General features: G+C 71.0%; 19 protein-coding genes and 2 pseudogenes. 8 read left to right on the top strand and 13 right to left on the bottom strand.

The genetic code is table 11. From position 1 onward, the window contains the following. Positions 1–22: 22 nt before the first annotated feature. Entirely contained in the window at positions 23–2,014 is a 1,992-nt protein-coding gene (locus AB0D34_RS18000; protein ID WP_362662969.1) for a heavy metal translocating P-type ATPase, read from the bottom strand. A gap of 57 nt (positions 2,015–2,071) precedes the next feature. On the opposite strand from AB0D34_RS18000, the gene AB0D34_RS18005 reads away from it, so the two are divergent. Next, positions 2,072–2,428 carry a metalloregulator ArsR/SmtB family transcription factor gene (locus tag AB0D34_RS18005; RefSeq protein WP_362662569.1) on the top strand — a complete coding sequence of 119 codons (357 nt, stop codon included), beginning with the start codon at positions 2,072–2,074 and terminating at the stop codon, positions 2,426–2,428. A 102-nt stretch (positions 2,429–2,530) separates the two neighbouring features. On the opposite strand, the gene AB0D34_RS18010 is transcribed toward AB0D34_RS18005, so the two are convergent. From AB0D34_RS18010 to AB0D34_RS18040, 7 genes are all read right to left on the bottom strand, one after another. Beyond that, on the bottom strand, positions 2,531–6,388 hold the full coding sequence (locus AB0D34_RS18010; protein WP_362662570.1) for a glycoside hydrolase family 2 TIM barrel-domain containing protein: 3,858 nt from the start codon (positions 6,386–6,388) through the stop codon (positions 2,531–2,533). Between the two features lie 226 nt (positions 6,389–6,614). Then, positions 6,615–7,175: a hypothetical protein gene (locus AB0D34_RS18015; protein ID WP_362662571.1), complete on the bottom strand. Its 561-nt coding sequence runs from the start codon at positions 7,173–7,175 to the stop codon at positions 6,615–6,617. A gap of 181 nt (positions 7,176–7,356) precedes the next feature. Beyond that, positions 7,357–7,866 (bottom strand): O-acetyl-ADP-ribose deacetylase, encoded by a 510-nt coding sequence (locus tag AB0D34_RS18020; RefSeq protein WP_362662573.1) that lies wholly within the window; start codon positions 7,864–7,866, stop codon positions 7,357–7,359. A 307-nt stretch (positions 7,867–8,173) separates the two neighbouring features. After that, positions 8,174–8,431, bottom strand: coding sequence for a hypothetical protein (locus tag AB0D34_RS18025; RefSeq protein ID WP_362662575.1), 258 nt, complete (start codon positions 8,429–8,431; stop codon positions 8,174–8,176). Between the two features lie 72 nt (positions 8,432–8,503). Continuing rightward, on the bottom strand, positions 8,504–9,916 hold the full coding sequence (locus AB0D34_RS18030) for an NAD(P)/FAD-dependent oxidoreductase (RefSeq protein ID WP_362662577.1): 1,413 nt from the start codon (positions 9,914–9,916) through the stop codon (positions 8,504–8,506). 179 nt (positions 9,917–10,095) lie between these two features. Then, complete coding sequence (locus tag AB0D34_RS18035) at positions 10,096–10,941, bottom strand: inositol monophosphatase family protein (RefSeq protein ID WP_362662579.1); 846 nt, start codon at positions 10,939–10,941, stop codon at positions 10,096–10,098. Positions 10,942–11,061: 120 nt separating this feature from the next. After that, positions 11,062–12,888 (bottom strand): gamma-glutamyltransferase, encoded by a 1,827-nt coding sequence (locus AB0D34_RS18040; protein ID WP_362662581.1) that lies wholly within the window; start codon positions 12,886–12,888, stop codon positions 11,062–11,064. Positions 12,889–13,059: 171 nt separating this feature from the next. On the opposite strand from AB0D34_RS18040, the gene AB0D34_RS18045 reads away from it, so the two are divergent. The 4 genes from AB0D34_RS18045 to AB0D34_RS18060 all read left to right on the top strand — a co-directional run bounded on the left by AB0D34_RS18045 (position 13,060) and on the right by AB0D34_RS18060 (position 16,836). Next, entirely contained in the window at positions 13,060–14,718 is a 1,659-nt protein-coding gene (locus tag AB0D34_RS18045) for a penicillin-binding transpeptidase domain-containing protein (protein WP_362662583.1), read from the top strand. Positions 14,719–14,747: 29 nt separating this feature from the next. Then, positions 14,748–15,014, top strand: coding sequence for a hypothetical protein (locus tag AB0D34_RS18050; RefSeq protein WP_362662584.1), 267 nt, complete (start codon positions 14,748–14,750; stop codon positions 15,012–15,014). A 76-nt stretch (positions 15,015–15,090) separates the two neighbouring features. Continuing rightward, on the top strand, positions 15,091–15,852 hold the full coding sequence (locus tag AB0D34_RS18055) for a ZIP family zinc transporter (RefSeq protein ID WP_362662586.1): 762 nt from the start codon (positions 15,091–15,093) through the stop codon (positions 15,850–15,852). Between the two features lie 78 nt (positions 15,853–15,930). After that, on the top strand, positions 15,931–16,836 hold the full coding sequence (locus AB0D34_RS18060) for a hypothetical protein (RefSeq protein ID WP_362662588.1): 906 nt from the start codon (positions 15,931–15,933) through the stop codon (positions 16,834–16,836). Between the two features lie 38 nt (positions 16,837–16,874). Here the strand turns inward: AB0D34_RS18060 and AB0D34_RS18065 are convergent, their stop codons facing one another. Further along, a complete protein-coding gene (locus AB0D34_RS18065; RefSeq protein ID WP_362662590.1) occupies positions 16,875–17,738 on the bottom strand; it encodes an ANTAR domain-containing protein in 864 nt (287 codons plus the stop codon). Between the two features lie 595 nt (positions 17,739–18,333). Between AB0D34_RS18065 and AB0D34_RS18070 the strand changes: the two genes are divergently transcribed. Next, entirely contained in the window at positions 18,334–19,326 is a 993-nt protein-coding gene (locus AB0D34_RS18070; protein WP_362662970.1) for a phospholipase D-like domain-containing protein, read from the top strand. A 53-nt stretch (positions 19,327–19,379) separates the two neighbouring features. Here AB0D34_RS18070 and AB0D34_RS18075 read toward each other — a convergent pair whose 3' ends face one another. Both AB0D34_RS18075 and AB0D34_RS18080 read right to left on the bottom strand, forming a co-directional pair. Further along, on the bottom strand, positions 19,380–20,201 hold the full coding sequence (locus AB0D34_RS18075; protein WP_362662592.1) for a class I SAM-dependent methyltransferase: 822 nt from the start codon (positions 20,199–20,201) through the stop codon (positions 19,380–19,382). A gap of 43 nt (positions 20,202–20,244) precedes the next feature. Continuing rightward, positions 20,245–20,793 (bottom strand): annotated as a pseudogene (locus AB0D34_RS18080) (response regulator transcription factor). On the opposite strand from AB0D34_RS18080, the pseudogene AB0D34_RS18085 reads away from it, so the two are divergent. Together AB0D34_RS18085 and AB0D34_RS18090 are read left to right on the top strand one after the other, a co-directional pair. Further along, positions 20,762–21,181 (top strand): annotated as a pseudogene (locus AB0D34_RS18085) (DNA-binding protein); the annotation flags it as partial. The pseudogenes AB0D34_RS18080 and AB0D34_RS18085 sit on opposite strands and share 32 nt — an antisense overlap. 183 nt (positions 21,182–21,364) lie before the next feature. Then, a complete protein-coding gene (locus tag AB0D34_RS18090; RefSeq protein WP_362662594.1) occupies positions 21,365–22,030 on the top strand; it encodes a hypothetical protein in 666 nt (221 codons plus the stop codon). A gap of 19 nt (positions 22,031–22,049) precedes the next feature. Here the strand turns inward: AB0D34_RS18090 and AB0D34_RS18095 are convergent, their stop codons facing one another. Both AB0D34_RS18095 and AB0D34_RS18100 read right to left on the bottom strand, forming a co-directional pair. After that, a complete protein-coding gene (locus tag AB0D34_RS18095) occupies positions 22,050–23,606 on the bottom strand; it encodes an NCS1 family nucleobase:cation symporter-1 (protein WP_362662595.1) in 1,557 nt (518 codons plus the stop codon). Positions 23,607–23,721: 115 nt separating this feature from the next. Beyond that, positions 23,722–24,741, bottom strand: coding sequence for a TIGR03842 family LLM class F420-dependent oxidoreductase (locus AB0D34_RS18100; RefSeq protein WP_362662597.1), 1,020 nt, complete (start codon positions 24,739–24,741; stop codon positions 23,722–23,724). Position 24,742 lies beyond the last annotated feature (1 nt).

Here is a 24,742-nt window from a genome sequence, read left to right on the forward strand (position 1 = left end):
CCGGGCTGGCGAGAATCCGACATCAACCTCGCGGGTCCTGGGCCTGCCCGGACCGCCACGCGGACTCGCGAAGGAGCCGCAGTCCGTTGAGGCCGACGAGGACCGTCGAGCCCTCGTGCCCCGCGACACCGAGCGGCAGCGGGAGGTGTCCGAGGAGGTCCCACAGGACGAGTCCGGTGATGAAGGTACCCGCGATCACCAGGTTCTGGACGACCAGTCGGCGGGCGGCCCGGGACAGCCGTACGACCGCCGGAACGGTCGCGAGCTCGTCCCGCACCACCACCGCGTCCGCCGTCTCCAGCGCCAGGTCGGAGCCCGCCCGTCCCATCGCGATACCGGAGTGGGCGGCGGCGAGCGCGGGCGCGTCGTTGACCCCGTCCCCGACGAACAGCACCTTGCGACCGGCGTCCTGCAGCTCCCGTACGGCGTCCACCTTGCCCTCGGGCAGCAGGTCGGCGCGGACGTCGGTGAGCCCGGTGGCCGCGGCGACCCGGGCGGCGGCCCCGGCATTGTCGCCGGTGAGCAGGACGGGGGCGGTGCCGGTCAGTGCGGTGAGCGCGGCAGTGGTGGCGGAGGCGGCTGGGCGGAGCCGGTCGGTGAGGGCGAGGGTGCCGAGGGGGACGCCGTCACCGGTGACGAGGACCAGGGTGTCGCCGTTCTCGGTGCCGGGGACGGCCGCGCTCCCTTCGGCCATGCCGGCCCCCGTGGCCTCCGCGTCACCCATGCCCGTCGCCCGGCCGACCTCGATCACCCGACCGCCGACCACCGCCGTCACCCCGCGCCCGGGTACGGCGGCGAAGTCCCGCGCGTCCGCGATCCGCAGACCGCGCTCCCGCGCCGCCCGCACAACCGCCCGGGCCAGCGGATGCTCGCTCCGGTGCTCGGCCGCCGCGGCCAGCGCGAGCAACCCGTCCTCGTCGAGCCCCGAGCCCGGCAGCGGTCGTACCTGCGACACCTCCGGCGCGCCCTCCGTCAGCGTCCCCGTCTTGTCGAGGGCCACGGCGTCCACCTCCCCCAGCCGTTCCATCGCGACCGCCGACTTGACCAGGACGCCGTGGCGTCCGGCGTTGGCGATGGCGGACAGCAGCGGGGGCATGGTCGCGAGGACGACCGCGCACGGCGAGGCGACGATCATGAAGGTCATCGCACGCAGCAGCGCGTCCGTGAGGTCCTCCCCGAACAGCAGCGGGACACCGAAGACGGCGAGCGTGGCCGCCACGATCCCCACCGCGTACCGCTGCTCGATCCGCTCGATGAACAGCTGCGTCGGCGCCTTGGTGCGCGAGGCCTCCTCGACCAGCGTCACGATGCGGGCGATCACGGAGTCGGCGGGGTCGCGCTCCACGCGGACGCGCAGCGCGCCGGTGCCGTTGAGGGTGCCGGCGAAGACCTCGTCGCCGGGGCCCTTGGGGACCGGGAGGGGCTCGCCGGTGATGGTGGCCTGGTCGGCCTCGCTCGCCCCGTCCAGGACCCGTCCGTCGGCTCCGATGCGCTCACCGGGACGGATCAACAGTACGTCTCCCACGGCGAGTTCACCCGCGGGGACCGTCTGCTCGCCGTCCTCCGTCACGCGGGTCGCCATCGAGGGCGCGAGATCCAGCAGCCCCCGCACCGAGTCGGCCGTACGGGCCGTGGCCAGCGCCTCCAGCGCGCCGGAGCTCGCGAAGATCACGATCAGCAGGGCCCCGTCCAGGACCTGCCCGATCGCGGCCGCGCCCAGCGCCGCCACGATCATCAGCAGGTCGACGTCCAGAGTCCTCTCGCGCAGCGCCCGCAGCCCTTCGAGAGCCGGTTCCCAGCCGCCGGTGGCATAGGCGACCGCGTACAGCGGGCCGTAGGCCCACCACGGCAGACCTCCCAGGTCGAGCGCGAGGCCGAGCAGGAAGGCGACGGTGGACGCGAGCGCCCAGCGGGCCTCGGGAAGCGCCAGGACACGGGTGCGGCGGCGGACCGCCGGCGGGGTGGACGAGGGGACACGAGCGGGAGCGAGAGTCGTGGACACCCGAGCCATCATACAGGAACACATGAAGACTCATTCATCTGTTCATGTGCAGTGAGTAAGATAGCGCCCATGGGTCATGGAGCCGTCACCACCACCGACGAAGAGCGCGTACGCCTGGACGCGGCCAATGTCGCCAAGGTGGCCACCACGCTCCAGGCCCTCTCCACCCCGTCCCGTCTGCTGATCCTCGCGAGGCTGCGCGAAGGGCCGCTGCCGGCCACGGAGTTGGCCGCAGAGGTGGGCATGGAGCAGTCCGCCTGCTCGCACCAGCTGCGGCTGCTGCGCAACCTGGGCCTGGTCGTGGGCGAGCGTCAGGGCCGGTCGGTGGTGTACGCGCTGCACGACCACCATGTCGCCGAGCTGCTCGACCAGGCGGTGTACCACGTGGAGCATCTGCGGCTCGGGATCAGCGACACGGCGGAGTGACACCTCGACGAAAGAGGGTGCGGCGCCCACGAAATCGGGGTGAGGCGCCCCCGAACAGAACGCCTCACCCCTGGTGCGCCGAACTCCTCAACCCCCGGCGCGTTATGTGGTCGCCGTCGGCCGCCGAGAGGTTGCCGTGGCCTGCGTCACATCCGTGAGGGGGCGCAGCCGGTAGGTGTACGAGTAGTCCCGGTTGGCGAGGAGTTTGTACTCGTCGTGGGTGTGCGCGCCCCAGCTGTTGTCGCCGCCGACGCCCATCTGCCGGTGGTTGACGCGCAGGACGACCGCGTCGCGCGGCGTGAGCTGGTAGTCGTGGCGCACCCCGGTGGACAGGTCCTCCGGGGTGAAGTGCGAGGCGTTGACCTCCAGGAGGGGCTCACCGCAGACGAGCAGTCCGACGCCGTCGCGCCCGGTCAGGGCGGCCCAGCGGACGTCGGTCTTGTTGCCGTTCTCCTGCGGGCGGATGTAGGAGGTCCACTGTTCGGCGACGGTCCCGGAGTAGAGCCCCACGTCGGTACCGTCGTTGCGGTCCCAGTGGTTCTCCTCGGGCCCGCGGCCGTAGTAGTGCAGCCGGTCCAGGCGGCGCGGCAGGAACAGGATCGTGCCGACCTCCGGTATGTACGGCAGTGAACTCGCCCCGGGATGAAGGGTGTTGTCGACCTTGACCTCGCCGTTCCCGAAGACGGTGTAGGTCGTGGTGTACGTCGACTCGGTGGCCGTCGGCAGGGTGCCGCTCACCTTGATCTCGACGGCCCGGTCCCCCAGCGCCCGCACGCTCACGTCGGTGACCTCGCGGTTCGCACCGGCGTCGCGCCAGGTCTGGTTGCGGGTGTGCTGCCCGTTGCCGTGGTCGTTGTCGGTGGGCGCCCGCCAGTAGTTCGGCACGGGCCCACCGGTGATCAGGCGGGTCCCATGGGCCTGGTACGAGGTGATGGTCCCGCTGCTCCTGTCGACGGTGACGGAGAAACCCCTGCCGGTGACGGTGACTTGGCCGGACGCCTCCCGGTAGGTCAGCGTCGGGACCTTCGTCAGCGGTACCGGTGTCACTGCCGGGCTGCCCGCGTCGACGGCGAGCTGCTGCCGGGCCACCTCGAAGCCGGACCTCGCCCAGGGCGTGGACTCCTTGGTGGTGAAGGAGAGTTGGAGGAAGTACTCGCTGCCCGGCGCCGGGGTGCTCGGGAGCTTGTACGGGACGTTGATCTCCTTGCTGGACAGGGGTGGCACGTTCAGCTGGTCGCGGGTGAGCTTCCCGCGCTGGACCACCTTGCCGTCGGCCGTGAGCGTCCAACTCACGCCGAATTCCCTGAGGTTGGTGAAGAGGTTCTCGTTGGTGAGGGTCACCGCCCCGCCCGGAGCCCAGGCCGCGTCGACCGCCTGGTAGATCCGCTTGACCTCGGCGGCCTTGCCGGTGTGGCCGCGGTCGGCGGTGACGATGCCGTCCGCGACGAAGGCGCCGTCGTTGGGGTTGTCGCCCCAGTCGCCGCCGAACGCGAAGAAGGTCTTCTGTGCGGGCCGCTTCTCCTTGACCCCCACGGTCGCCGCGTCGAACCAGAACCGCACGCCGTCGTCACCGGGCCCCCGGCTGTCGGAGGCCAGTTCGGCGGCGCTCAGGGCACGGCCGTACACGCGCGCCTTCCTGATGGTGCCGCTGAACTCCCTTGTGGGGTTGTCGACATCGACGGCCAGCGCGAGGGGCGCGGTGTTGCCGCTGGGCTTCTGGGTGGTGGTCCGGGTGGCCCTGACCTGTCCGTCCACGTGGAGGGTCAACGTGCCCGCGTCGGCGTCGAAGACCCCGGCGACGTGGTGTTCCCTGCCCGTCCAGTCGTCCGGGAGCGGCCAGGTGGCGGTGACCCACTGGCCGCCGCCGTAGATGAAGAACTCCAGTGTCCTCCCGGACTGTTTGAGGGCGTACTGGGTGTCCCCCTTGACGACGATGGGCTGGTGATAACCCGTCACCTTCGGGGTGACCCAGGCCTCCAGCGTCAGCGAGCCCCTGAGGTCGAGACGGGCGTCGCGGGCGAAGACCGTACCGCCGGAGACACCCTTGTCACGGTCGAACTTCGCACGGGCGGGCAGGACTTCACCCACAAGCGCGCCGGGTCCGGTCTCGGTCAGCAACTGCCGTACCGGGACCGGCTCGGTGAGGGACTGGTCGACGAAGTCCCAGATCCAGCCGCCCTGGAGGACGGGGTGGCGTCGGACGATGTCCCAGTACTTCTTGAAGTTGCCGTTGGAGTTCCCCATGGCGTGGCAGTACTCGATCATCACGTACGGCCGGGTGTCGGAGGTGTCCTTGGCGCGCTGCTCCACGCGTGCGGGGCTCTCGTACATCTCCGAGCGGATGTCGCTGATGGTGGGCCGGTCGTCGCCCTCGTACTGGACGACGCGCGTGCTGTCGTACGACTTGATCCAGTCGCGCATGGTGACGAAGGTGCTGCCGCCGCCCGCCTCGTTGCCCAGGGACCAGATGACCACCGAGGCGTGGTTCTTGTCGCGGTGGACCATGTTCTGCGCACGGGCCACGCAGGCCGCGCTCCAGTCGGGGTGGTTGCCGGGGTACTCGCCGCGGATGCCGTGGGTCTCCAGGTTGGTCTCGTCGACCAGGTAGAGGCCGTACTCGTCGGCAAGTTCGTACCACAGCGGGTTGTTGGGGTAGTGCGAGGTGCGCACGGAGTTGATGTTCAGCCGCTTGATGATCGTGATGTCCTGCACGAGGTCCGCGCGGGTGAGCGCGGTGCCGCGGTCGGGGTGCATCTCGTGACGGTTGGTGCCGCGGAAGGACACGGGTTTGCCGTTGATGCGCATCAGCCCGTCCTTCAGGGCGAATTCACGCAGGCCGACGCGGTGCGAGAGCGTCTCGATCACCTTGCCCGCGGGGTCGCGCAGCCGCAGGACGGCGGTGTACAGGTTCGGGTGCTCGGCCGACCACAGCTTGGGCGCCGGTACGGCCTTCGCGGCCTGTACGGTCGTCTCGGCGCCGGCGTCGAGGGCCACGGTCTGCTGGAGCGGCCGGGACCAGACCGCGTGGCCGCCGGCGTCGTAGAGCTGCGTCTCGACGGTGTAGCGGCCCTGGTTGTCGCCGCCGTAGTCCCGCACGCTCGCGGTGACCGAGAGCTCGGCGGAGGTGTAGTCGTCGCCGAGCGGGGTGTCCAGCTTGAAGTCGCGCAGGTGGACGGCCGGGGTGGAGTACAGGTAGACCGAGCGGAAGATGCCGCTCAGCCGGATCATGTCCTGGTCCTCCAGCCAGTCCCCGTCGGAGTAGCGGTAGACCTCCACGGCTATCTGGTTGGTGCCCGGCTTGAGGTGCTCGGTGATGTCGTACTCGGCGGCGGTGTAGGAGTCCTCGTGGTAGCCGACGAGTTCGCCGTTGATCCACACGTAGTGGGCGGACTTGACGCCCTCGAAGTGCAGGAAGGTCCGGCGGCCCGACCAGTCCTTCGGGACGGTGAAGGTGCGCCTGTACTGGCCGACGGGGTTGTAGCGGGTCGGGGCGGCGGGCGGCTGGGCCTCCTCGCCGAGCCCGTTGGGGCCCCACCAGGGGTAAGTGATGTTGATGTAGATCGGGAAGTCGTAGCCATGCACCTGCCATGTCGAAGGCACGGGAATGGTGTCCCAGTCGGAGTCGTCCACGCCGGTGCCGTAGAAGTCGGTGTCCCGGTCGTCGGGGCGGTCGGCGTAGGCGAACTTCCAGGTGCCGTCGAGGCTCAGACGGTACGGCGAGCGGGTGCGGTCGGCGGTGAGGGCCTGGCCGACGGTGCCGTACGGCATGAGGGTGGTGTGCGGGGGCTCGGTGCCCACCCGGAAGAGGTCGATGGCGCCGTTCCACTCCGGGGCGCCCTCCGCCGCATGGCCGCGGGCGGACAGGGGGCCGGAGGAGAGGGCGAGTGCGCCGAGGACGGCCGCTCCTCCCTCCAGCAGACGCCGACGGCTGATGGGGGCGGGCGGAAACGGATGGGACATCAGCGGAACCTTCCTCGGGACGACAGTGCGGTGTACGTACTGAGGGAGCGTCAATTCCTGTGCGCTAATGGTGACTTTGAGGCACAGGATGCGACTCAACCTAGATCCCGAGCGCTTCCGAGGCAATGACTATGTCGGTGTCTGTGAGGTCCTGGGGACATCGCGACACACGGGCACCCCCGCGTGTGTTCACGCGGGGGTGCCCTGATGCTGTCGTGCCGTGGTGTCAGACGGCCGGCACCGAGGGCAGGCCGCCGCCGAGGAGGCCGGTGACGGCACCGAGCACGGAGCCCAGGACGCCGGTGACCGCACTCAGCACACCGCCCAGGTCCAGGGAGGTCAGTGACGTGAGCAGGCTGTCGACGGTGGACTGGATCGTGTCGAGGAGGTCGGAGACCGGATCGGCCGCCGCGGCCGCGGACCGGTCCGTGCCGCTCGGCTGCCGCAGCTGTTCCTGGACCTCGGTGTTCGCCGCTTCCACGGCCTTCGCGTGGGCGGCCGCCTCGCGCGCGTCGAGGTGGGTGCCGTCCAGGGCGGCGATGTCGGTGACGGCGTCCAGGAGGGGCTGGAGGACGGTGTCCTGCTCGGCACGGTCCAGCGCGTCGAGGCGGTCTTCCAGGGTGCCCGCGTTGTCGGTGCCGTACCAGACGACCGGCTGCGACACCCCGTGGTCCGACGCCGCGCGGCCCGCGTCGGTTACGGCGGCCGCGGTGCCGACCGGGCCGAGGATCAGCGCGGCACAGACCAGGGGCGGCAGGAGACGGCCGCGGGAGACGAGGGGGCGCATGCGTGTTCCTTTCGGAGAACTTCCTTGGGCCCACCGTCGGAAGGGCTCCGGCGCCCTGCAACCGATCGCGGGCCGCCGGATCGCCCCGGCGGGCCGCTCGCGCCACCGCGACCCCATACAGCCATGTCCTCGGTGCCCGGAACGCGTTCGCCCGTAAGGGTGTGCCGCGCGTGACCGGGGGTCAGGAGACGTGCCTCGCGAACGCCTGGTACGCCTGGTCGTCGAACAGTACGAACCGGACCTCCTCGACGGCGGTCGGCGTCTCCCGTACGGTCGCCACCGCGATCCGGGCGGCGTCGTCGATCGGCCAGCCGTAGATGCCGGCGGAGACGGCCGGGAAGGCGACGGTCCGGGCGCCGAGTTCGTCGGCGACGCGCAGAGACTCGCGGTAGCAGGAGGCAAGCAGGTCGGAGCGGTCCTCGTCACGGCTGTGGCGGGGGCCGACGGTGTGGATCACCCACTGGGCGTCCAGCTCGCCCGCGGTGGTGGCGACGGCTTGGCCCGTGGCGAGACCCTTGCCGTAGTGAGAGGCGCGCAGCTTGCGGCAGTCCGCCAGGATCGCGGGGCCGCCGCGGCGGTGGATGGCGCCGTCGACTCCTCCCCCGCCGAGGAGGGAGGAGTTCGCGGCGTTGACGATCGCGTCGGCGCTCTCCCGCGTGATGTCGCCCTGGACGAGCCGGATGGTGGTCATGACGGCCACTCTTCCAGCTCGTCCGGCCGCGGGCCGTGCTCGTCGACAGGGGGAGCGGGTCGGGTGGGTCCGTCGGGGGCAGGTTCGGCAGTCGGCGGAACAGAGAGGCCAGGCCGATCCGAAGTTGAGTGCGGGGTGCCGACCGTGGCCGGAGACGGGGTGGTGGCGATGTGCCCGAAGGCCTCCCGGCGCACGGAAGAGGCCCGCGCCGCGGCCGGCGCTCCGGAGAGGACATCAAGGGTACGGGCGCCCGGCGGGCCCGCAGAAGTCGACTTGAGCCCCGGGTCGCAGGCCCAGATCAGCCTGGTCAGAGGGAGCGCGCTCCCAGGAGGCCCCGGCGGTCAGTCCGCCGGCCACGGCGAGCGCGGTCCGGCGCGGGACCCGGCCGGAGGGGCACCGGACGCTGGGGGCGTTCCACGGCGTCGACGGTGGCGTCGACGGACTCGTTGAGCGCCATGCTCGCCCAGTAGAGGCAGACGGCGGAGCCGACGGTGCCGAGGACACGGGCGTTCACGGCGTGTCCGGTCGCGGCCGCTCCCGCGATCACATCGCCTGGGACGCTCAACGCGGCGGGGCTCGGACCAGTTGGGCGAGGTCACCGGACGTCCCGCTTGCCGTTGCAGCCGACTGGTGAACCTCAGCCCTCCTGTCTCAACCTCCGCCAGACCGCCTTCGCGGCGTTGTGTCCCGACATGCCGTGCACACCCGGCCCCGGCGGGGTGGCCGACGAACAGATGAAGACGGCCGGGTGCGGGGTGCCGTAGGGGAACAGGGAGAGCTTGGGGCGCAGCATGATCTGGAGTCCGCTGACGGCGCCGGAGGCGATGTCTCCGCCGACGTAGTTGGCGTTGCGGGCGGCCAGTTCGGGCGGGCCGGCGGTGGCACGGGCGAGGACCCGGTCACGGAAACCCGGGGCGAAGCGCTCCAGTTGACGCTCCACGGCGTCGGTGAGGTCGCCGGTCCAGCCGCTGGGGACATGGCCGTAGACCCAGAAGACCTGCTTTCCGGCGGGGGCCCGGCCGGGATCGACGACGCTGGGCTGCACGGTGATCATGAACGGCCGGTCGGGCGCCCGGCCCTCCCGGGACGCGGCACGCAGCGCGGCACCGATCTCCGCCCTGTCCGCGCCGATCTGCACGGTGCCCGCGCTGCGCGCCTCCTTCGCGGTCCACGGCACGGGGCCGTCGAGGGCGTAGTCGACCTTGAAGACGCCCGGGCCGTAGCGGTAGCCGTCGTAGTAGTTGCCGAGGCCGGCGATGCGGGCCAGGGCGGTGGGCGAGGTGTCGAAGACATACGCGCGGGCGGGCGGCAGGTCGTCGAGCCGCTTGACCTCGTAGTCGGTGTGGACGGTCCCGCCGAGGTCCTTGAGGTACGCGGTCAGCGCGTCGGAGATGGACTGCGAGCCGCCCCGGGCCACGGGCCAGCCCCGGGCGTGTGCCGCGAGGGCGAAGACCAGGCCGATGGCGCCGGTGGCGAAGCCGCTGAGCGGGGCCATGACATGGGCGACGAGCCCGGCGAACAGGGTCTTGGCACGCTCGTCCCGGAAGCGGCGCATCAGCCAGGTCGACGGGGGCAGGCCGACGAGGCCGAAGCGGGCCAGGGTCACCGGGTCGCGGGGCAGCGCGGTCAGGGGCAGCGACATGAAGTCGCGGGCCAGGGTGTCCCACTTGGGCAGGAACGGCTCGACGAGCCTCCTGTACGTCCCCGCGTCACGCGGCCCGAAGGAGGCGGCCGTCTCGGCGACCGACCTCGACAGCACGGCGGCGGTGCCGTCGGTGAAGGGGTGCGCCATCGGCAGTTCGGCGTGCAGCCACTCCAGGCCGTAGCGTTCCAGGGGCAGGGCGCGGAACGCCGGGGAGTTGATACCGAGCGGGTGGGCCGCGGAGCACGGGTCGTGCAGGAAGCCGGGGAGGGTCAGCTCCTCGGTACGGGCACCGCCGCCCACGGTGTCGCGCGCCTCGAACACCGCCACGGAGAAACCGCGCCGGGCCAGCTCCACGGCAGCCGTCAGTCCGTTCGGCCCCGCACCCACCACGACCGCATCGAGCATCGACGGCACCTTCGGACCCCTTCGTCAGCCGATGGCCAGAGGATCAGGATATGCCGGGGGACTGACAGTCTCGGGGTTCGGGGGTAAGTCGGGGAGGCGGGCTGTTCGAAACCCCTCTTCGCCCCCGCTGCCCCCGCCTTCGCCCCCGCTGCCCCGCTGCCCCCGCCCTCGGCGTCCTGTCAGGCCTCCCCCGCCAGCAGCCCCCGTACCCTGCGCGCCGTCGCCGTGTCGCGGGCCGCTGTGAAAGGCAGGGTGTTGCCTCCCGTGATGCGGAACGGGTCGCCGGTGAGGGTCAGGTGGGCGCCGCCCGCCTCCTCGACCAGCAGCAGGCCCGCCGCGTGGTCCCAGGCCAACTCCCAGGAGAACGCGACCGCGTCCGACTCGCCGCGGGCCACGGCGAGATACTCCAGGCCTGCCGAGCCGCACGGGCGCAGTGCGACGCCGTCCGTCCACAGGCCGAGCAGGGCCCGCTTCTCCGCCTCCGTCGTGTAGTCCGGGTGGGAGGTGGCCACCTGGAGGTCCCGGCCGGGGTCGGGTGTGCCCGCGTACAGCCGCTCGCCGTCGAGGAACGCGCCCCTGCCCCGTATCGCCGTGGCCAGCTGGTCCCGGGCCGGTGCGTAGGTCCAGGAGGCGAGCAGGACGCCGTTCCTCGCGAGCGCGACCAGCGTGCAGAAACCGGGGTCGCCCTGCACGAACTGCCGGGTGCCGTCGACGGGGTCGACGATCCAGACCGGGGTTTCGCCCTGTATCGCCTCGTACGACGCCGGGTTGGCGTGCACCGCCTCCTCGCCGACCACGACGGAGCCGGGCAGCAGTGCGCCGAGCGCCTCGGTGAGGTACTGCTCGGCCAGCCGGTCGGCGTCCGTGACCAGGTCGTGCGGGCCGGCCTTCTGGACGACCTCGTGCGCGGCGAGCCGCCGGAAGCGCGGCATGATCTCGGCCGCGGCGGCCTTGCGGATCGCCTCTTCGACGTCACCCGCGTGCTGGTCGAGAAACTCGTCGATGGTTTCCGTGTCTTCGATCATGCCTCCATGAGAGCACGCGGGACTGACAATCCCCGCCCGCGTGGTGGATGCGGGGTGGAATCACCGTGAACACCAGGATCCGTGGGGTGGCTCCGCGTCCTCGGGCCCGGGGCCACCGGGTCACCGCCCCACCGCATACCCCTGCATCCCCCGAGGGTTCGCCCCCGCCGACAGAACCCCCGTCTCCGGGTCCCGCGCGACGGCGCACAACCGTCCCTCCGACCACGGCGCCCCCACCGTCACGTCGTGCCCCCGTCGCCGTAGCTCCGCCACGACCTCCGGGTCCGTCCGTGCCTCCACCGTGACGCTCCCCGGTCGCATGCCCCGCGGATAGAAGGACCCCGGGAAGCTGTCGTTGTGCCAGTTGGGGGCGTCGATCGCGCCCTGGAGGTCGAGGCCGCCGCGGACCGGGGAGCGCAGGGCGACGGACAGGAAGAAGTGGAGCTGCCACTGGTCCTGCTGATCCCCGCCGGGTGTCCCGAAGGCCATGACCGGCACCCCGTCCCGCAGGGCGATCGAGGGGGTGAGGGTGGTGCGGGGGCGGCGGCCCGGCGTGAGGGAGTTGGGCAGGCCTTCCTCCAGCCAGGCCATCTGGAGCCGGGTGCCCAGCGGGAAGCCCAGTTCGGGCACGACGGGGTTGGACTGCAGCCACCCTCCGCTGGGCGTGGCGGCGACCATGTTGCCCCAGCGGTCGACGACGTCGAGATGGCAGGTGTCGCCCCGGGTGGCACCATCGGAACCGGTCTGCGGCTCACCCGGCACCGGCGAGGTCGGCCTCTTGGCCACCGTGGGTTCCCCCACCCCCATCGGACTGAACCCGGGATCCTCGGTGACGACCACACGCGCGTGCGCGCTCAGTCGCGGAACCCGTCCCCCAGGACCGCCCGGCCGCAGCTCGTACGAGGCCTTGTCTCCGACGAGTTCGCGCCGCCCGGCGTTGTACTCCTCCGACAGCAGCTCCCCGAGCGGCACTTCGGCCGCGTCCCCGTACCAGGCCTCCCGGTCGGCCATGGCCAGCTTGCAGCCCTCGACCAGGAGATGGACGTACTCCGCGGACCCGTACCGCGGCAGTTCGGGCGGCAGCAGCGCGAGTTGCTGGAGGAGCACCGGGCCCTGGCTCCAGGGGCCGGCCTTGCACAGGGTCCAGCCGTTCCAGTCGTACGTCGCCGGCGCCTCGTAGGTCGCGGACCACCCGGCGAGATCGGCGGCCGTGAGCGTGCCGGTGTGCCGGGAGCCGCTGGTGTCCATGGTGGGCCGCCGCGCCTGCCGTACGAGTGCCTCGGCGATGAAACCGGTACGCCACACCTCGCGTGCCGCCTCGATCTGCGCGACCCGGTCGCCGGCCCCCGCCACCTCCGCGAGCAGCCGCTTCCAGGTGGCGGCGAGGGCGGGGTTGCGGAACAGCGCACCTGGGCGGGGAGCGTCGCCTCCCGGCAGATACACCTCCGCCGACGAGGTCCACTCCGTCTCGAACAGCTCCCGCACGCTCTCGACGGTCGCGCCGACGTTCCCCACGGGCGCGTGCCCGTCCTCGGCGTACCCGACGGCGTACTTGAGGACATCGGCGAGGGACTTGGTGCCGTGGTCGCGCAGGAGCAGCATCCAGGCGTCGAAGGCGCCGGGAACCGCGGCGGCGAGGGGGCCGGTGCCGGGGACCAGATCCAGACCGAGCTGCCGGTAGTGGGCCACGGTCGCCCCGGCCGGCGCGACACCCTGCCCGCACAGCACCCGCACCTCTTCGCCGGCCGGCGCCAGCAGGATCGGCACCTCACCGGCGGGACCGTTGAGGTGCGGCTCGACGACGTGCAGCACGAAGGCGCCGGCGACCGCCGCGTCGTACGCGTTGCCGCCGTCCTCCAGGACCGCCATCGCCGACTGAGAGGCCAGCCAGTGGGTGGAGGACACCATGCCGAAAGTGCCCTGGAGGGTGGGACGGGTGGTGAACATAGGGCCTCTCACTTCGCTGCTTCCGTTTACGCGAGGGGAGAGAGCCCCTCCCGGCACCGCGGTGACGCCGCGTCAGGAAGCGCTGCGCCGACGCCTGAAGGACCTGCCGGTGGGCAACGCTTTACCAGAATCTGGCTTACCTGCAGTGGGCACAAATATACGATCCGCTCCATGAACAGAGCGGTGAAGGTCGGCATGGCCGGTACGTGTACGGCAGTGCTCGTCCTCGGGGGATACGGCGCGTACAACATCGTCCACGGCCTGGCCTCGGGGCCTGCGGGCGACGTTCGGACCAAGGCGGCGCACAGCTTCGACCCCGCGGCGGTGTCGACCTCACCGCCGTCGGACGCCAAGGCCGTCAAGCTGACCCGGGCGTTCCTGGAGGGCTGGTCGCAGCAGCGCCTCGACACGGCGTCGAGCGACACCGATGCGCCGAGTACGGCCGCCCAGGCGCTGCACGGGTACACCGACGGGCTGCGACTGACGAAGCTGACGTTCGGCCATGTGGTGTCGGCCGGGCCGTCGACGGTCACGTCCGGCGCCACCAAGGTCACCTTCGACGTCACGGCAAAGGTGGCGGGCGGCACCTGGACCTATCCGAGCGCGGTGGCGGTACTGCAGAGCACGGACGGTCGGACGGCGGTGCACTGGAACAGTTCGGTGCTCTACCCCGGCCTGGGCGACGACCAGTCGCTGACGGCGGGAAAGCTCCCCGCGAACGCGAGTACGGCCGAGGTCGTCGCGAGCGACGGGACAACGGACCTGTCCGCGTTCCCCTCGCTGCGGGACATCGCAGCGACGATCCGCCAGAACACCGAACCCGGTGGCGGCAGCACCGGCACGGGCGTGGCCGTGGTGGACTCCGGTGGTGGCGGGGTCAAGACATTGAAGGTCTTCTCCAAGGGCAAGGCCCCGAAGATCAGGACGACCATCGACGCGCACCTCCAGGCCGTGGCCGAGAGCGCGGTGAAGGACTCGCCCCTGCAGGGCAAGCCCGCCGGGACGGTGGCGCTGGACTGGCGGACCGGCCACATCCTCGCGGTCGCCCACACGGGCGCGGACGGCGACATCGCCATCAACGGCATCAAGTCGCCGGGCTCCACCATGAAGATCATCACGTCGGCGGCCCTGTTCGACAAGGCCGGCCTCACGCCGAGCAGTCCGGCCCCGTGCACGGACTCGATCACGGCGAACAGCCAGACCTTCCACAACGACCCGGGCGTGACGGCCGACTCCGCCTCCACCGTCGCGCACGCGTTCGCCGTGTCGTGCAACACCTCCTTCATCAAGGACGGCTTCCACTACCTCGTCAACAACGGCGACGCCTCCGCCCTGCACGACGAGGCCGTGGGCGTCTTCGGCATGGGCAGCTGGTCCATCGGCGGCGGCGTCGCCACCACCGACCCGAGCATCCCGGCCGACGTCCAGGGCGGCGACCAGGCGGCCCAGTTCATCGGACAGGGCAGGGTCACCGCCACACCGCTGTTCATGGCGTCGGTGGCGGCGACAGTTCGCAACGCCGGCTTCGAGCAGCCGATCATCCTGCCGGGACAGCACCAGGACAGCGCGCCGCAGCAGATCTCCAGCCGTACGGCCGGCTACCTGCAGTCGATGATGCGCGGCGTGGCCACCGGCGGCACCGCAGCCCCGCGCCTCGGCGGCCTGGCCGGCGTGGGCGCCAAAACCGGCACCGCGGAGGAAGCCGACCACACCAACGGCTGGCTGACCGCGTACAACTCCCGCATCGCCGTCGCGGCACTGGTCGAAGGCGGCAGCTCCGGCGTGAACTCCGCCGGATACGTCGTACGACACCTGCTGACCGAGAACTGATCCGAAGCCAGCGAGCGGGGGGAGAACCCATGTCCAGACCGGCCCGGCACCGGGGCACGGCCCTGTATGCGATATCAGCGACCTGCGCCACCATAGGCGCCCTGCTGTGGGTGCGCGGCCGGACCAGCGCGCCTCCCAGGGTGTACGCGGACTACCTCGCGGCCGACAGTTACACGCCGTCGGCCTGGCGGGTGTGGTCACCGGCGGTGCCCGAAGACCGTCTTGGCCTGTACCTCGTCGCGGTCGGCCTGGTGCTGGCCGTGGCGGCGCGCCTGCTCTCCGTCCGGCGCGGCTGAGCGCCAGCCTGCCCTTCGCGGCGCCGTCCGCGCCGGTCGCCTGTTGATCCACATCCGTACCGGGTAGACGCGTCGCATGGCTGAAGTGGTACAGGCCGGCCTGTGGGGGCTGGTGGCGGGCTCGGCGCTGTTGCTCGGTGCGGCACTGGGGTACGGGCTGCGGGTGCCGCAGAAGGTGATCGCGACCGTGATGGCCTTCGGTGCGGGGGTGCTGTTGTCAGCGGTCTCCTTCGAGCTGGTCGGGGAGGCGTACGACGAGGCAGGGCTCGCCCCCGCAGCCGTCGGCACCCTCATCGGCGCCCTGGCCTACACCGCGGGCAACGTGTGGCTGGCCCGCCGGGGCGCCCGGCACCGCAAGCGTTCCGGTCACACGCAGGCTGCGGCGCAGCCCTCGGAAGCCCAGCAGGGCGGTTCCGGCATGGCGCTCGCACTCGGTGCGCTGCTCGACGGGGTGCCGGAGTCCGCGGTGATCGGCGTCAGCCTGCTCGACGGCGGCGCGGTCAGCCTGGTGACCGTGGCAGCGGTCCTCATCAGCAACGTGCCCGAGGGACTGTCCAGTTCGGCGGGCATGAAGCAGGCCGGCCGCACCAAGGGATACATCTTCGGCGTCTGGGCGGCGATCGCCGCCGCGAGCACCGTCTCGGCCGTCCTCGGCTACACCGTCGTCGGCTCCCTCTCCCCCACCATGATCGCCGCGGTGACCGCAGTAGCCGCCGGCGCGATCCTCGCCATGATCGCCGACACGATGATCCCCGAGGCGTTCGACGACGCCCATCTGGCCATCGGGCTGATCACCGCGAGCGGCTTCCTGGTCTCCTTCGCCCTCTCTCACAGCTGACCGCGTCGGTCCCTCACCCCACGCACTCCCGCCCGGAGAATGAGAAAATCGACATACCGACACAGCGGAGGGACGCCGGTGGATCTCGATGCTGTCGCTGACGAGCTGTACGGACTGCGGCCCGACGAGTTCACCGCCGTCCGCAACCAGCGCGCCGCGAAAGCCCGCACCGACGGGAACCGCGAGCTCGCCGAGGAGATCAAGGCGCTACACCGGCCGACCCTGTCGGCCTGGGCGAGCAATCTGCTGGTGCGGGAGATGCCGGGTGAGGTGGAACCGCTGCTGCGACTGGGTGCGGGGCTGCGCGCGGCACACCGCGACATGGACGGCGACCAGCTGCGGGAACTCTCCCGCCGGCAGCATGCCCTGATCGCCGCCCTGTCCAGGCAGGCCCGTCAGCTGGCCGCCGAGGCCGGGCAGAACATCGGCGAGGACGCCCAACGACAGATCGAGGAGACGCTGCGTGCGGTGTTGTCCGATCCGGACGCGGCACAGCAGTGGGCATCGGCCCGGCTGGCCAAGCCACTCACCGCCCCCACCGGCTTCGCCGCCGCAGGCAGAGGGCTGCGTGTCGTCCCTTCTCCCTCGCCCCGGCAGGACCGGACGGAGAGGACGGTGACGGAGAGGACGGAGACGACGGAGAGGACGGACCGGACGGAGGCGGACGAGCGGCGGCGCAGACGCATCGCGGAGGCACTCCGTGAAGCCGACCGGGCCGAGCAGGAAGTTCACGAGCAGCAGCAGCGCACGGAGCAGCACCGTCAGGACGTACAGGACGCCGAGGAAAAGCTCGCCGGATTGCGGCGGCGCGCGCGTCAGCTGGCCGAGGAGCTGAAGGATCTCGAGTCGCAGGCCCGTCAGGCCGAGGCGAAGGAGCGCCGGGCCCGCGATCGGGAACGGGCCGACGAGCGCGTGCTCCGGCAGGCTCAGCGCCGCGCGGAAGCGGCGGCAGCCCGTCTCAAGAGGCTGACCGACGGCGACTGATCATCCATGACGGAGACGCGGCAGCTTCGACGGACAGGTCAGCTGGGCGCGCCGGTGGCGGTGGCGTGGAGGCTTTCCAGAGCGTCCAGGACGACGGTGTACCAGTGCCAGGACAACCAGCGGCCTGTGTCAGCGCCGGTCTGCTGCAACGCTGCCAGCTGAGCGCGGGTGAAGCCGGCCAGTGGCCGTTCGTGGTGGGAGGACACCATCCCCACCGGCACGCCGTTTCGGTCGACGAGCGGAACGCTGTGCGCGGCGCGGCTGCCCGTCTGCAGGATGGCGTGGCGTGAGCCCTCGTCGAACACGGCCGCGGTCGTCACGTCCCGTACGGTGACCTGCCTGCGCTGGGCGACCGCCTGCGAGCACGCGGTCGTCGGCGCGTCGACGAAGGCGAAGAAGTCGGTGAAGTACTTGTTGAGCCCGGTGTGCCGGGCGAGCCTCAGTCGGCCGCTCTCGGCCAGCTGGACGTTGCCCATCGGTGTCTCCGTGATGGACAGCACCCGGTGCAGGACCGTCTTGAGAACAGCACCCTGGCTGCCGCGGCCGCTGTCCACCGGCAGGCCGGGAGCACGAGGCGGGCTGTGGCGGGCCCGGCCGGGAAACCACAGCCGCGAGTCCTGGTCCGGAGCAGGCGTGCGCACCACCGCGTCGGCGAGCGTGGAGAGCTTGATGTTGAACTGCTGCGAGGTGTCCCTCAACAGGGCGAACGCCTCCTCGGCGGAGGCCAGGCCGTAGCGCTTCAGCAGCACGTTCTCAGCTCGGGCTACTCCGGCGTGGCCGTACAGGCGGTTGCGCCGGTCGAGATCCTCCTGCTGCCAGAGCAGCGTCTCCTTGTCGGGTCCACCGGCGGCGTCGATGGCCGGGAGGTCTCCCGGGGGTGGCTCGGCGGGCAGCTGAGTCATGACAGGCGCTCCGTTCGTACGGCAGACAACGTGGGCCGCGACCGGCTCTGCTGAGCCGCCGCGGGCGTACCTGCTTCCCAAGCACCCCAGACGAGCCTAACCAGATCCATCCGGCGGAAACACCTCGCTCGCTCCGGGGGCGTGGGATGCGACGCGACGGACCGATGACCAGTGCCGGCAGGGCGGCGATCCACCATGACGGGGTGGACCGGCCAGGGCGCGTGCCGTTCTCGCTGTGCGGCGCCGTCTCCCTGGCCGGGGAGGGCGAGCGGTGGCTGCCGGGAGGCCCCGGCACCGGGTTCACGGCCCACTGGGCGACCTCGTCCGGGTCCGCCCCCGCGCACAGGGCACCACCATCGCCGCCTCCTGCGCGGTTGCACAGTTACGACCGCGGCCGCGAAGCCTACGAAGATTTTGCGATCGCACGAGAACTCCATGAACCACGCCCCACCTGCACGAAGTCCCTTTTGCCCGACCCTCCGGACCCCCGGTAACCCCGAGTTCACCCACCTTCCCTTCCTCCGCGTTCTACGCGCGTGGTGTCATGCGCACGTCCGCCACCCCCACGCGGGCCCAACTCGACCAGGAGTCACGCATGTTGTGGAAGGTCCTCGCCCGTACCGGTGTCGCCGTCGCCGCCGGTGCCGCCGTACTCGCCACCTCCGTCCCCGCCAGTGCCGCGACCTACACCGCCTTCGCCTTCTCACAGAGCGGCGGGCAGCCCACGATCTACGACTTCGTCAACTCGGCCACCACTTCCCTCGACATGACCATGTACGAGCTGGAGGACACGACGGCCGTCAATGACCTCATCGCCCTCAAGAGCAAGGGCGTCACCGTCCGGGTCGTCCTGGACCGTGCCCACCAGAGCGCCAACAACTCGGCCTACACCGCGCTGACGAACGCGGGCGTCGGCGTCGTGTGGTCGCCGTCGAGCTTCGTCTACACGCACCAGAAGACGATCACCGTGGACGGCGCCAAGTCCCTTGTCCTCACCGGCAATCTCACCTCCCAGTACTACGCGACCGGCCGTGACTACGGCGTGTTCACCGACGACAGCCGCGATGTCGCCGCGATCGAGAAGGTCTTCGCCGCGGACTACGCCGGCACCTCGGTCACCCCCACCGACGGCGACCACCTGCTCTGGTCCCCCACCGACTCCCGCAGCCGTCTGCTGTCCGTTGTCAACGCCGCCACCAAGACGCTCGACGTGGAGGAACTGGAGTTCAGCGACAGCGCGGTCGTGGACGCCATCGCCGCGCGCGCGAAGGCGGGGGTGAAGGTACGGGTGGTGCTGGAGACCCCGGGCGACTACGCGACCGAGGTCTCCGAGATCGAGGCGGCGGGCGGCACCGTCGTCGGGTACTCCGACCCCGACGGCTTCTACATCCACGCCAAGGCCATGGTCGCCGACTACGGTCTCGCTACCCAGGAGGTGGAGGCGGGCTCCATGAACATCAGCAGCAACTCGCTCACCAACAACCGCGAGTTGGGCATCATCCTGACCGGCACCGGGGTGGCCCAGTCCGTGGCCACCACCGTCGAGACCACCTTCAACAGCGACTACGCGGGCGGTACGGCCGCCTGACCCCTGGGGGCCCGGAGGCCACCGCGGTCACCACCGGGCAGACGGCCGCCCCGTCACACCGACGGCCGTCTGCCCGCGGTGAGCAGATGCCCGCTCGCCCCCAGCAGCGTCGGCTCGGACTCGATGTGCCGGCACGCCGCCAGTACGGTCTCCCGGCGCTCGGGGTCGTCCAGCCAGTCCTCGATGCCGCCCATCAGCCAGGCGACGCCCTCGACGCCGTACTGGCCCTCGACGGCCAGCCGCGCGTCGGTGAACTCCGCCGTCACCTCGTCCGGTTGGGCGAACTGGGCGACGGTGAAGAAGCCCTCGTCGTGGTAGGGGTGGCGGCCGTCCACGAGCACGGCGTCGGTGCGGTCGCGGTGTTCCGGGGTGAAGTAGCGCTCCTCTCGCAGCAGGTCGTGCAGCTGCGCGAACCGGTTGATGGTGGCCGCGACCACCGGTCCGCCCGGCCGGACCACCCGGTGCGCCTCCGCCAACGCCCTTACCCGGTCGGCCCGTTCGGGCAGGTGGTACAGCGGCCCGAGCATCAGCACGGCGTCGTACGTGTCCTCCGGCGCAGACAGCTCGCGCGCGTCGCCGGTGCGGGCGGTGACCCCGGGGATCCGCGCGGCCTGCTGGACGTGGAGCGGTACCGGATCGACGAGTTCGACCTGGTACCCGTCCTCGGCGAGCCACTCCGCGTGCACGCCGCTGCCGCCTCCGACGTCCAGTACTCGCGCGGGCGCCGCGGGCAGCAGCCGTCGCAGCACGTCCTGCGTACGCCAGAACTCCAGCCGCCCGGCGGGGGCGCCTCCTGGTCTCAGGCGGGCGTCCTCCGCGCCCCGGGCGTAGTAGGCGAGGATCTCCTGGTGCACTCGCGGTGTCGTCTCCGTCATCACCCCAGAGTGCTGATCGCCGGTGCGGGCGGGCAACGGAATATCAGCCGCCGCGCGCGGTCACCAGCCCCGACTCGTAGGCGAACACGACCAGTTGGGCTCGTGCGTCTTGGCCGTGAAGGGGCTGATCACCATGTGCTCGGCGATCTCCTCGTTGGTCAGACCGCGCGCGGCCAGGGCCGTGACCTCGCGTTCGCGGCGGGTGAGGCATTCCAGGCCGGGGTCGCTGGAGCGGTCGGGTGGGCGGGAGACGAACTCGCCGATCAGGGTGCGGGTGACGGCCGGCGACAGCATTGCCTCACCCCGGGCCACCGCCTCGCAGGAAGCCGCTCGCGCCCGCCCGCAGCGCCTCGAAGACGTACTCGTCATGGCCGTAGTTGGTGAGGATCACCACGCGGACCGCCGCCGGCACCGGATCCGCGGCGATTCTGCGGGTCGCCTCGATGCCCGTCATCACCGGCATCTGTACGTCGATCAGCGCGATGTCGGATACCTGCGCGCGTACCCGCTCGACACCCCGCTCACCGTCCGCCGACTCCCCCGAGACCGACACAGGGCGAGCCCTGCTGACCGAGAACCTGCTGCCGGGCAACGTCCAGCGGTTCCGCGCGGTACGCAGCCTCGCGGGCCGTACGCCGCCCCGCCCGACCCGGCGCCGCCCTGGAACTGCTCGACCTGCTCGACCCGGCGAGGCCCAGGCGTGGGCGGGCGGGACCCCCGTCGGCCTCGCGTACGCGGCGCTGCTCCGGGCGGCCATGACGGGCGCGGGCCTCCTCGACATCGACGAGCAGGACCTCGTGGAGGAGACACCGCTGGACTGGGACGGCTCGCATCCGCCACTCGACCTGAGCGGGTTGCCGGACCGGCTGGAACGTCCCGGCGCGCGCCTGGTGCTGCTGACCGCGCTCGCGCCGTACCGGATCACCGACGAGGACGTGGCGGCATGTCGGCGCCCCGAGCACACCGACCACTGCCTGGTCGGCGCTCTACCGCCCCATCGTCCGGACATAAACGGACACATGACGCATCGACGGCAGAGCGCAGTGACGGCGCAGGCACGGAGCGAGTTCACACTTCCGCCCCCACAGGGAGACATGTGAAACTGGCGTCCCGTCCGCAGTGCGGGCCCGTCCGCACCGTCCGTCCCCCACGAAAAGTGCGCCGTGCGAACTCTTTCCCTGCCGCTCGCCCTCACCGCGCGCATCTCCCCCGTCCTCGTGCTCGCCGCGGCGGGCTGGGCGCTGACCTCCGGCCCGGCCGCGACCCCGGCCGCCGAGAAGGAGGCGACGCCGCAGTCCGCCGAGGAGTCGCCCTCGGGTGCGTCCACGGCAGCGGCCTCCAAGCAGTACGCCACCTCCCCCGCGCCCTGCGGCAGCATCGGCGCGGCGACGATCAAGTCGCTGGTGCCGGGCGCCAAGACGGCCGGCAAGGAGATCCCCTCGACGGACACCAACCTGCGCCGCACCTGCTCCTGGAACGCGCTCAAGGGGTACGACTACCGCTGGCTCGACGTGTCCTTCGAGATCACGGAGTCCGACGCGGCGGCCGCGAAGTCGTACAAGGAGAACATCGCCGAGAAGAGCGGCGGCGGAAACGTGCCGGGGGTCGGGGACGCCGGGTACTCGGTGGTGAACCTCACCACCGAGGACAAGCAGCAGACCCGTGAGGGCGTGGTCATCATCCAGGCGTCCAACGCGCTGGTGACCGTGACGTACAACGGCAGCGACTTCGAGTCGAAGAAGGCGCCCAGCACGGACGAGATCAACAAGGGTGCCATCAAGGCCGCCAAGGAGGCGGTGGCGGCGCTGCAGAGCGGTCAGAAGGCCTGAGCCTCCTGACCGCCCACCGTCAGGCCGCGATGCCTTCCTGCTCCCTGCCCTTCGGCAGCATCAGCGCGATGTACAGCAGCAGCGACGCGCCCAGGCCCACCGCCCAGCCGTAGTCGGCCAGCGGCTTGAGGAACGGGATCAGACCGTCGGTCGGGAACGGCCCCGTCTTCTTGCCGTCCGCGCCCACCGCGGAGTACGACCCGCCGACCGCGAGCAGACCGCCGACCACGAAGGCGACGATGGCCCGCCAGTTCCAGCCGTTGGTGTACCAGTAGCGACCGCCGGGTGTGTACAGGTCCACGAGGTGCAGGACCGTACGCCGGACGATCCAGTAGTCGGCGATGAGGATGCCCGCGACCGTGCCGAGCAGACCGCCGACCACCCCGAGCCAGGTGAAGATGTAGAACTCCGGCGTGGAGATCAGCTTCCACGGGAAGATCAGGATGCCCACGACACCCGTGATCAGCGCGCCCGTGCGGAAGTTGATGAACTTCGGAGCCAGGTTGGAGAGGTCGTACGCCGGTGAGACCACGTTCGCCGCGATGTTCACGGAGATCGTGGCCACGAGCACGATGATCAGCGCGAAGAGCAGACCGAAGGCGTTGTCCGTCTTGGCCGCCAGCGCGACCGGGTCCCAGATGGCCTCGCCGTAGACGACCTCGGAGCCGGAGGTGACCAGCACGGCGAGGACCGCGAAGAGCGTCATCGTCGTGGGAAGGCCGAGGGCCTGCCCCCAGGTCTGCGCCTTCTGACTGGCGCCGAAACGCGTGAAGTCAGGGATGTTCAGGGACAAGGTCGCCCAGAAGCCGATCATTCCCATCAGGGACGGGAAGAAGACCGGCCAGAAGTCGGGCCCCCAGCCGAGCTTGGACGGCTGGTCAAGCAGCGCACCGAAGCCGTCCGCCTTGACCGCGATCCAGACCAGCAGGACCAGGGCGCCGACGATCACGAAGGGCGCGGCCCAGTTCTCGAAGTGCCGCAGGAAGTCCATGCCGCGGTAGATGATCGCGATCTGGAGCGCCCAGAACAGCAGGAAGCACAGCCACAGCGGCCACGGGTTACCGGCGATCTTGCCCGCGTCCTCCCAGTGACCGCCGGTGAGCTTGGAGCCCAGCGCGAAGATGCCGCTGCCGCCGATCCAGGTCTGGATGCCGAACCAGCCACAGGCCACGGCCGCCCGGATCAGCGCGGGGATGTTGGCGCCGCGCAGCCCGAAGGAGGCGCGGGCGAGCACCGGGAAGGGGATGCCGTACTTGGGTCCGGCATGCCCGGTGGCCAGCATCGGCAGCAGCACGATGATGTTGGCCAGGGCGATGGTGAAGACGGCCTGCTTCCAGTCCATGCCGAGCGCGACCAGGCCGGAGGCCAGGGTCCAGCTGGGGATGCAGTGCGCCATGGAGATCCACAGGGCCGCGAAGTTGTACGTCGTCCACTTGCGCTCGGAGACCGGTACGGGACGCAGGTCCTCGTTGGCGAAGGGACTGTCGGCGGGGAAGGCCTCGGGGGCGAGCTCGACGCGGCCGGCGGTGGCCGCGTTCTGCGATATCGGCGACCCCGTGGGGACTGTTTCGGTCATGGGCAGGCCAATCGATCAGAGCGGGACGGGAAAGGCCGTGCGGGGGCCTTGGACCCCTCTCCGCCCCGGGACGGCGGGGAGGAGAGGGGCGAACAAGGTGTGGGGGGACGGGGGGTCAGGCGTTGACGGCAGGGATGACCTTCGAGCCGTACGCGTCGATGGTCGCCTCCTGCGCGTCGTGCATGTCGTACACGGCGAACTGGTCGACGCCCAGCTCGCGCAGCGCGTTCAGCTTCTCGATGTGCTTCTCGACCGGTCCGATGACACAGAACCGGTCGACGATCTCGTCGGGCACAAACGCGGTGTCGGGGTTGTCGGCGCGTCCGTGGTGCGAGTAGTCGTACCCCTCACGTGCCTTGATGTAGTCCGTCAGCTCGTCGGGTACGGCGGCCGAGTGCGCGCCGTACTTGGAGACCAGGTCGGCCACGTGGTTGCCGACCATCCCGCCGAACCAGCGGCACTGCTCGCGCGCGTGGGCGAGCGCCTCGGGCGAGTCGTCCTCGGTGACGTAGGCGGGGGCGGCGACACAGATCTTGACCTCTGAGGGATCCCGACCGGCTGCGACGGCCGCGTCCTTGACGGCCTTCACCATGTACTCGGTGAGGTACAGGTCGGCCAGCTGGAGGATGAACCCGTCGGCCTCCTCACCGGTCATCTTCAGCGCCTTGGGCCCGTACGCCGCCATCCACACGGGGAGTTCGGCGCCCTCCTTGATCCACGGGAACTTGACGACCGTGCCGCCGAGGTCGGCCTCCTGACCGGAGCCGAGCGCCCGGATGACCTTCATGGCCTCGCTGATCCGGGCGAGGGTGTTGGGCGTACGGCCCGCGACACGCATCGCGGAGTCGCCACGGCCGATGCCGCAGACCGTGCGGTTGCCGAACATGTCGTTGAGGGTGGCGAAGGTGGAGGCGGTGACCTCCCAGGTGCGGGTGCCCGGGTTGGTGACCATCGGGCCGACCGTCAACTTCGAGGTATTGGAGAGGATCTGACTGTAGATCACGAACGGCTCCTGCCAGAGCACGGCGGAGTCGAAGGTCCACCCGTAGGTGAAGCCGTTGCGTTCGGCCCGCTTCATCAGGCTGATGACCTTCGAGGCGGGCGGATCCGTCTGCAGGACGAGTCCGAAGTCCATG

Source organism: Streptomyces sp. NPDC048420, from assembly GCF_040651535.1.
In the GTDB taxonomy this organism is placed as follows: Bacteria; Actinomycetota; Actinomycetes; order Streptomycetales; family Streptomycetaceae; genus Streptomyces.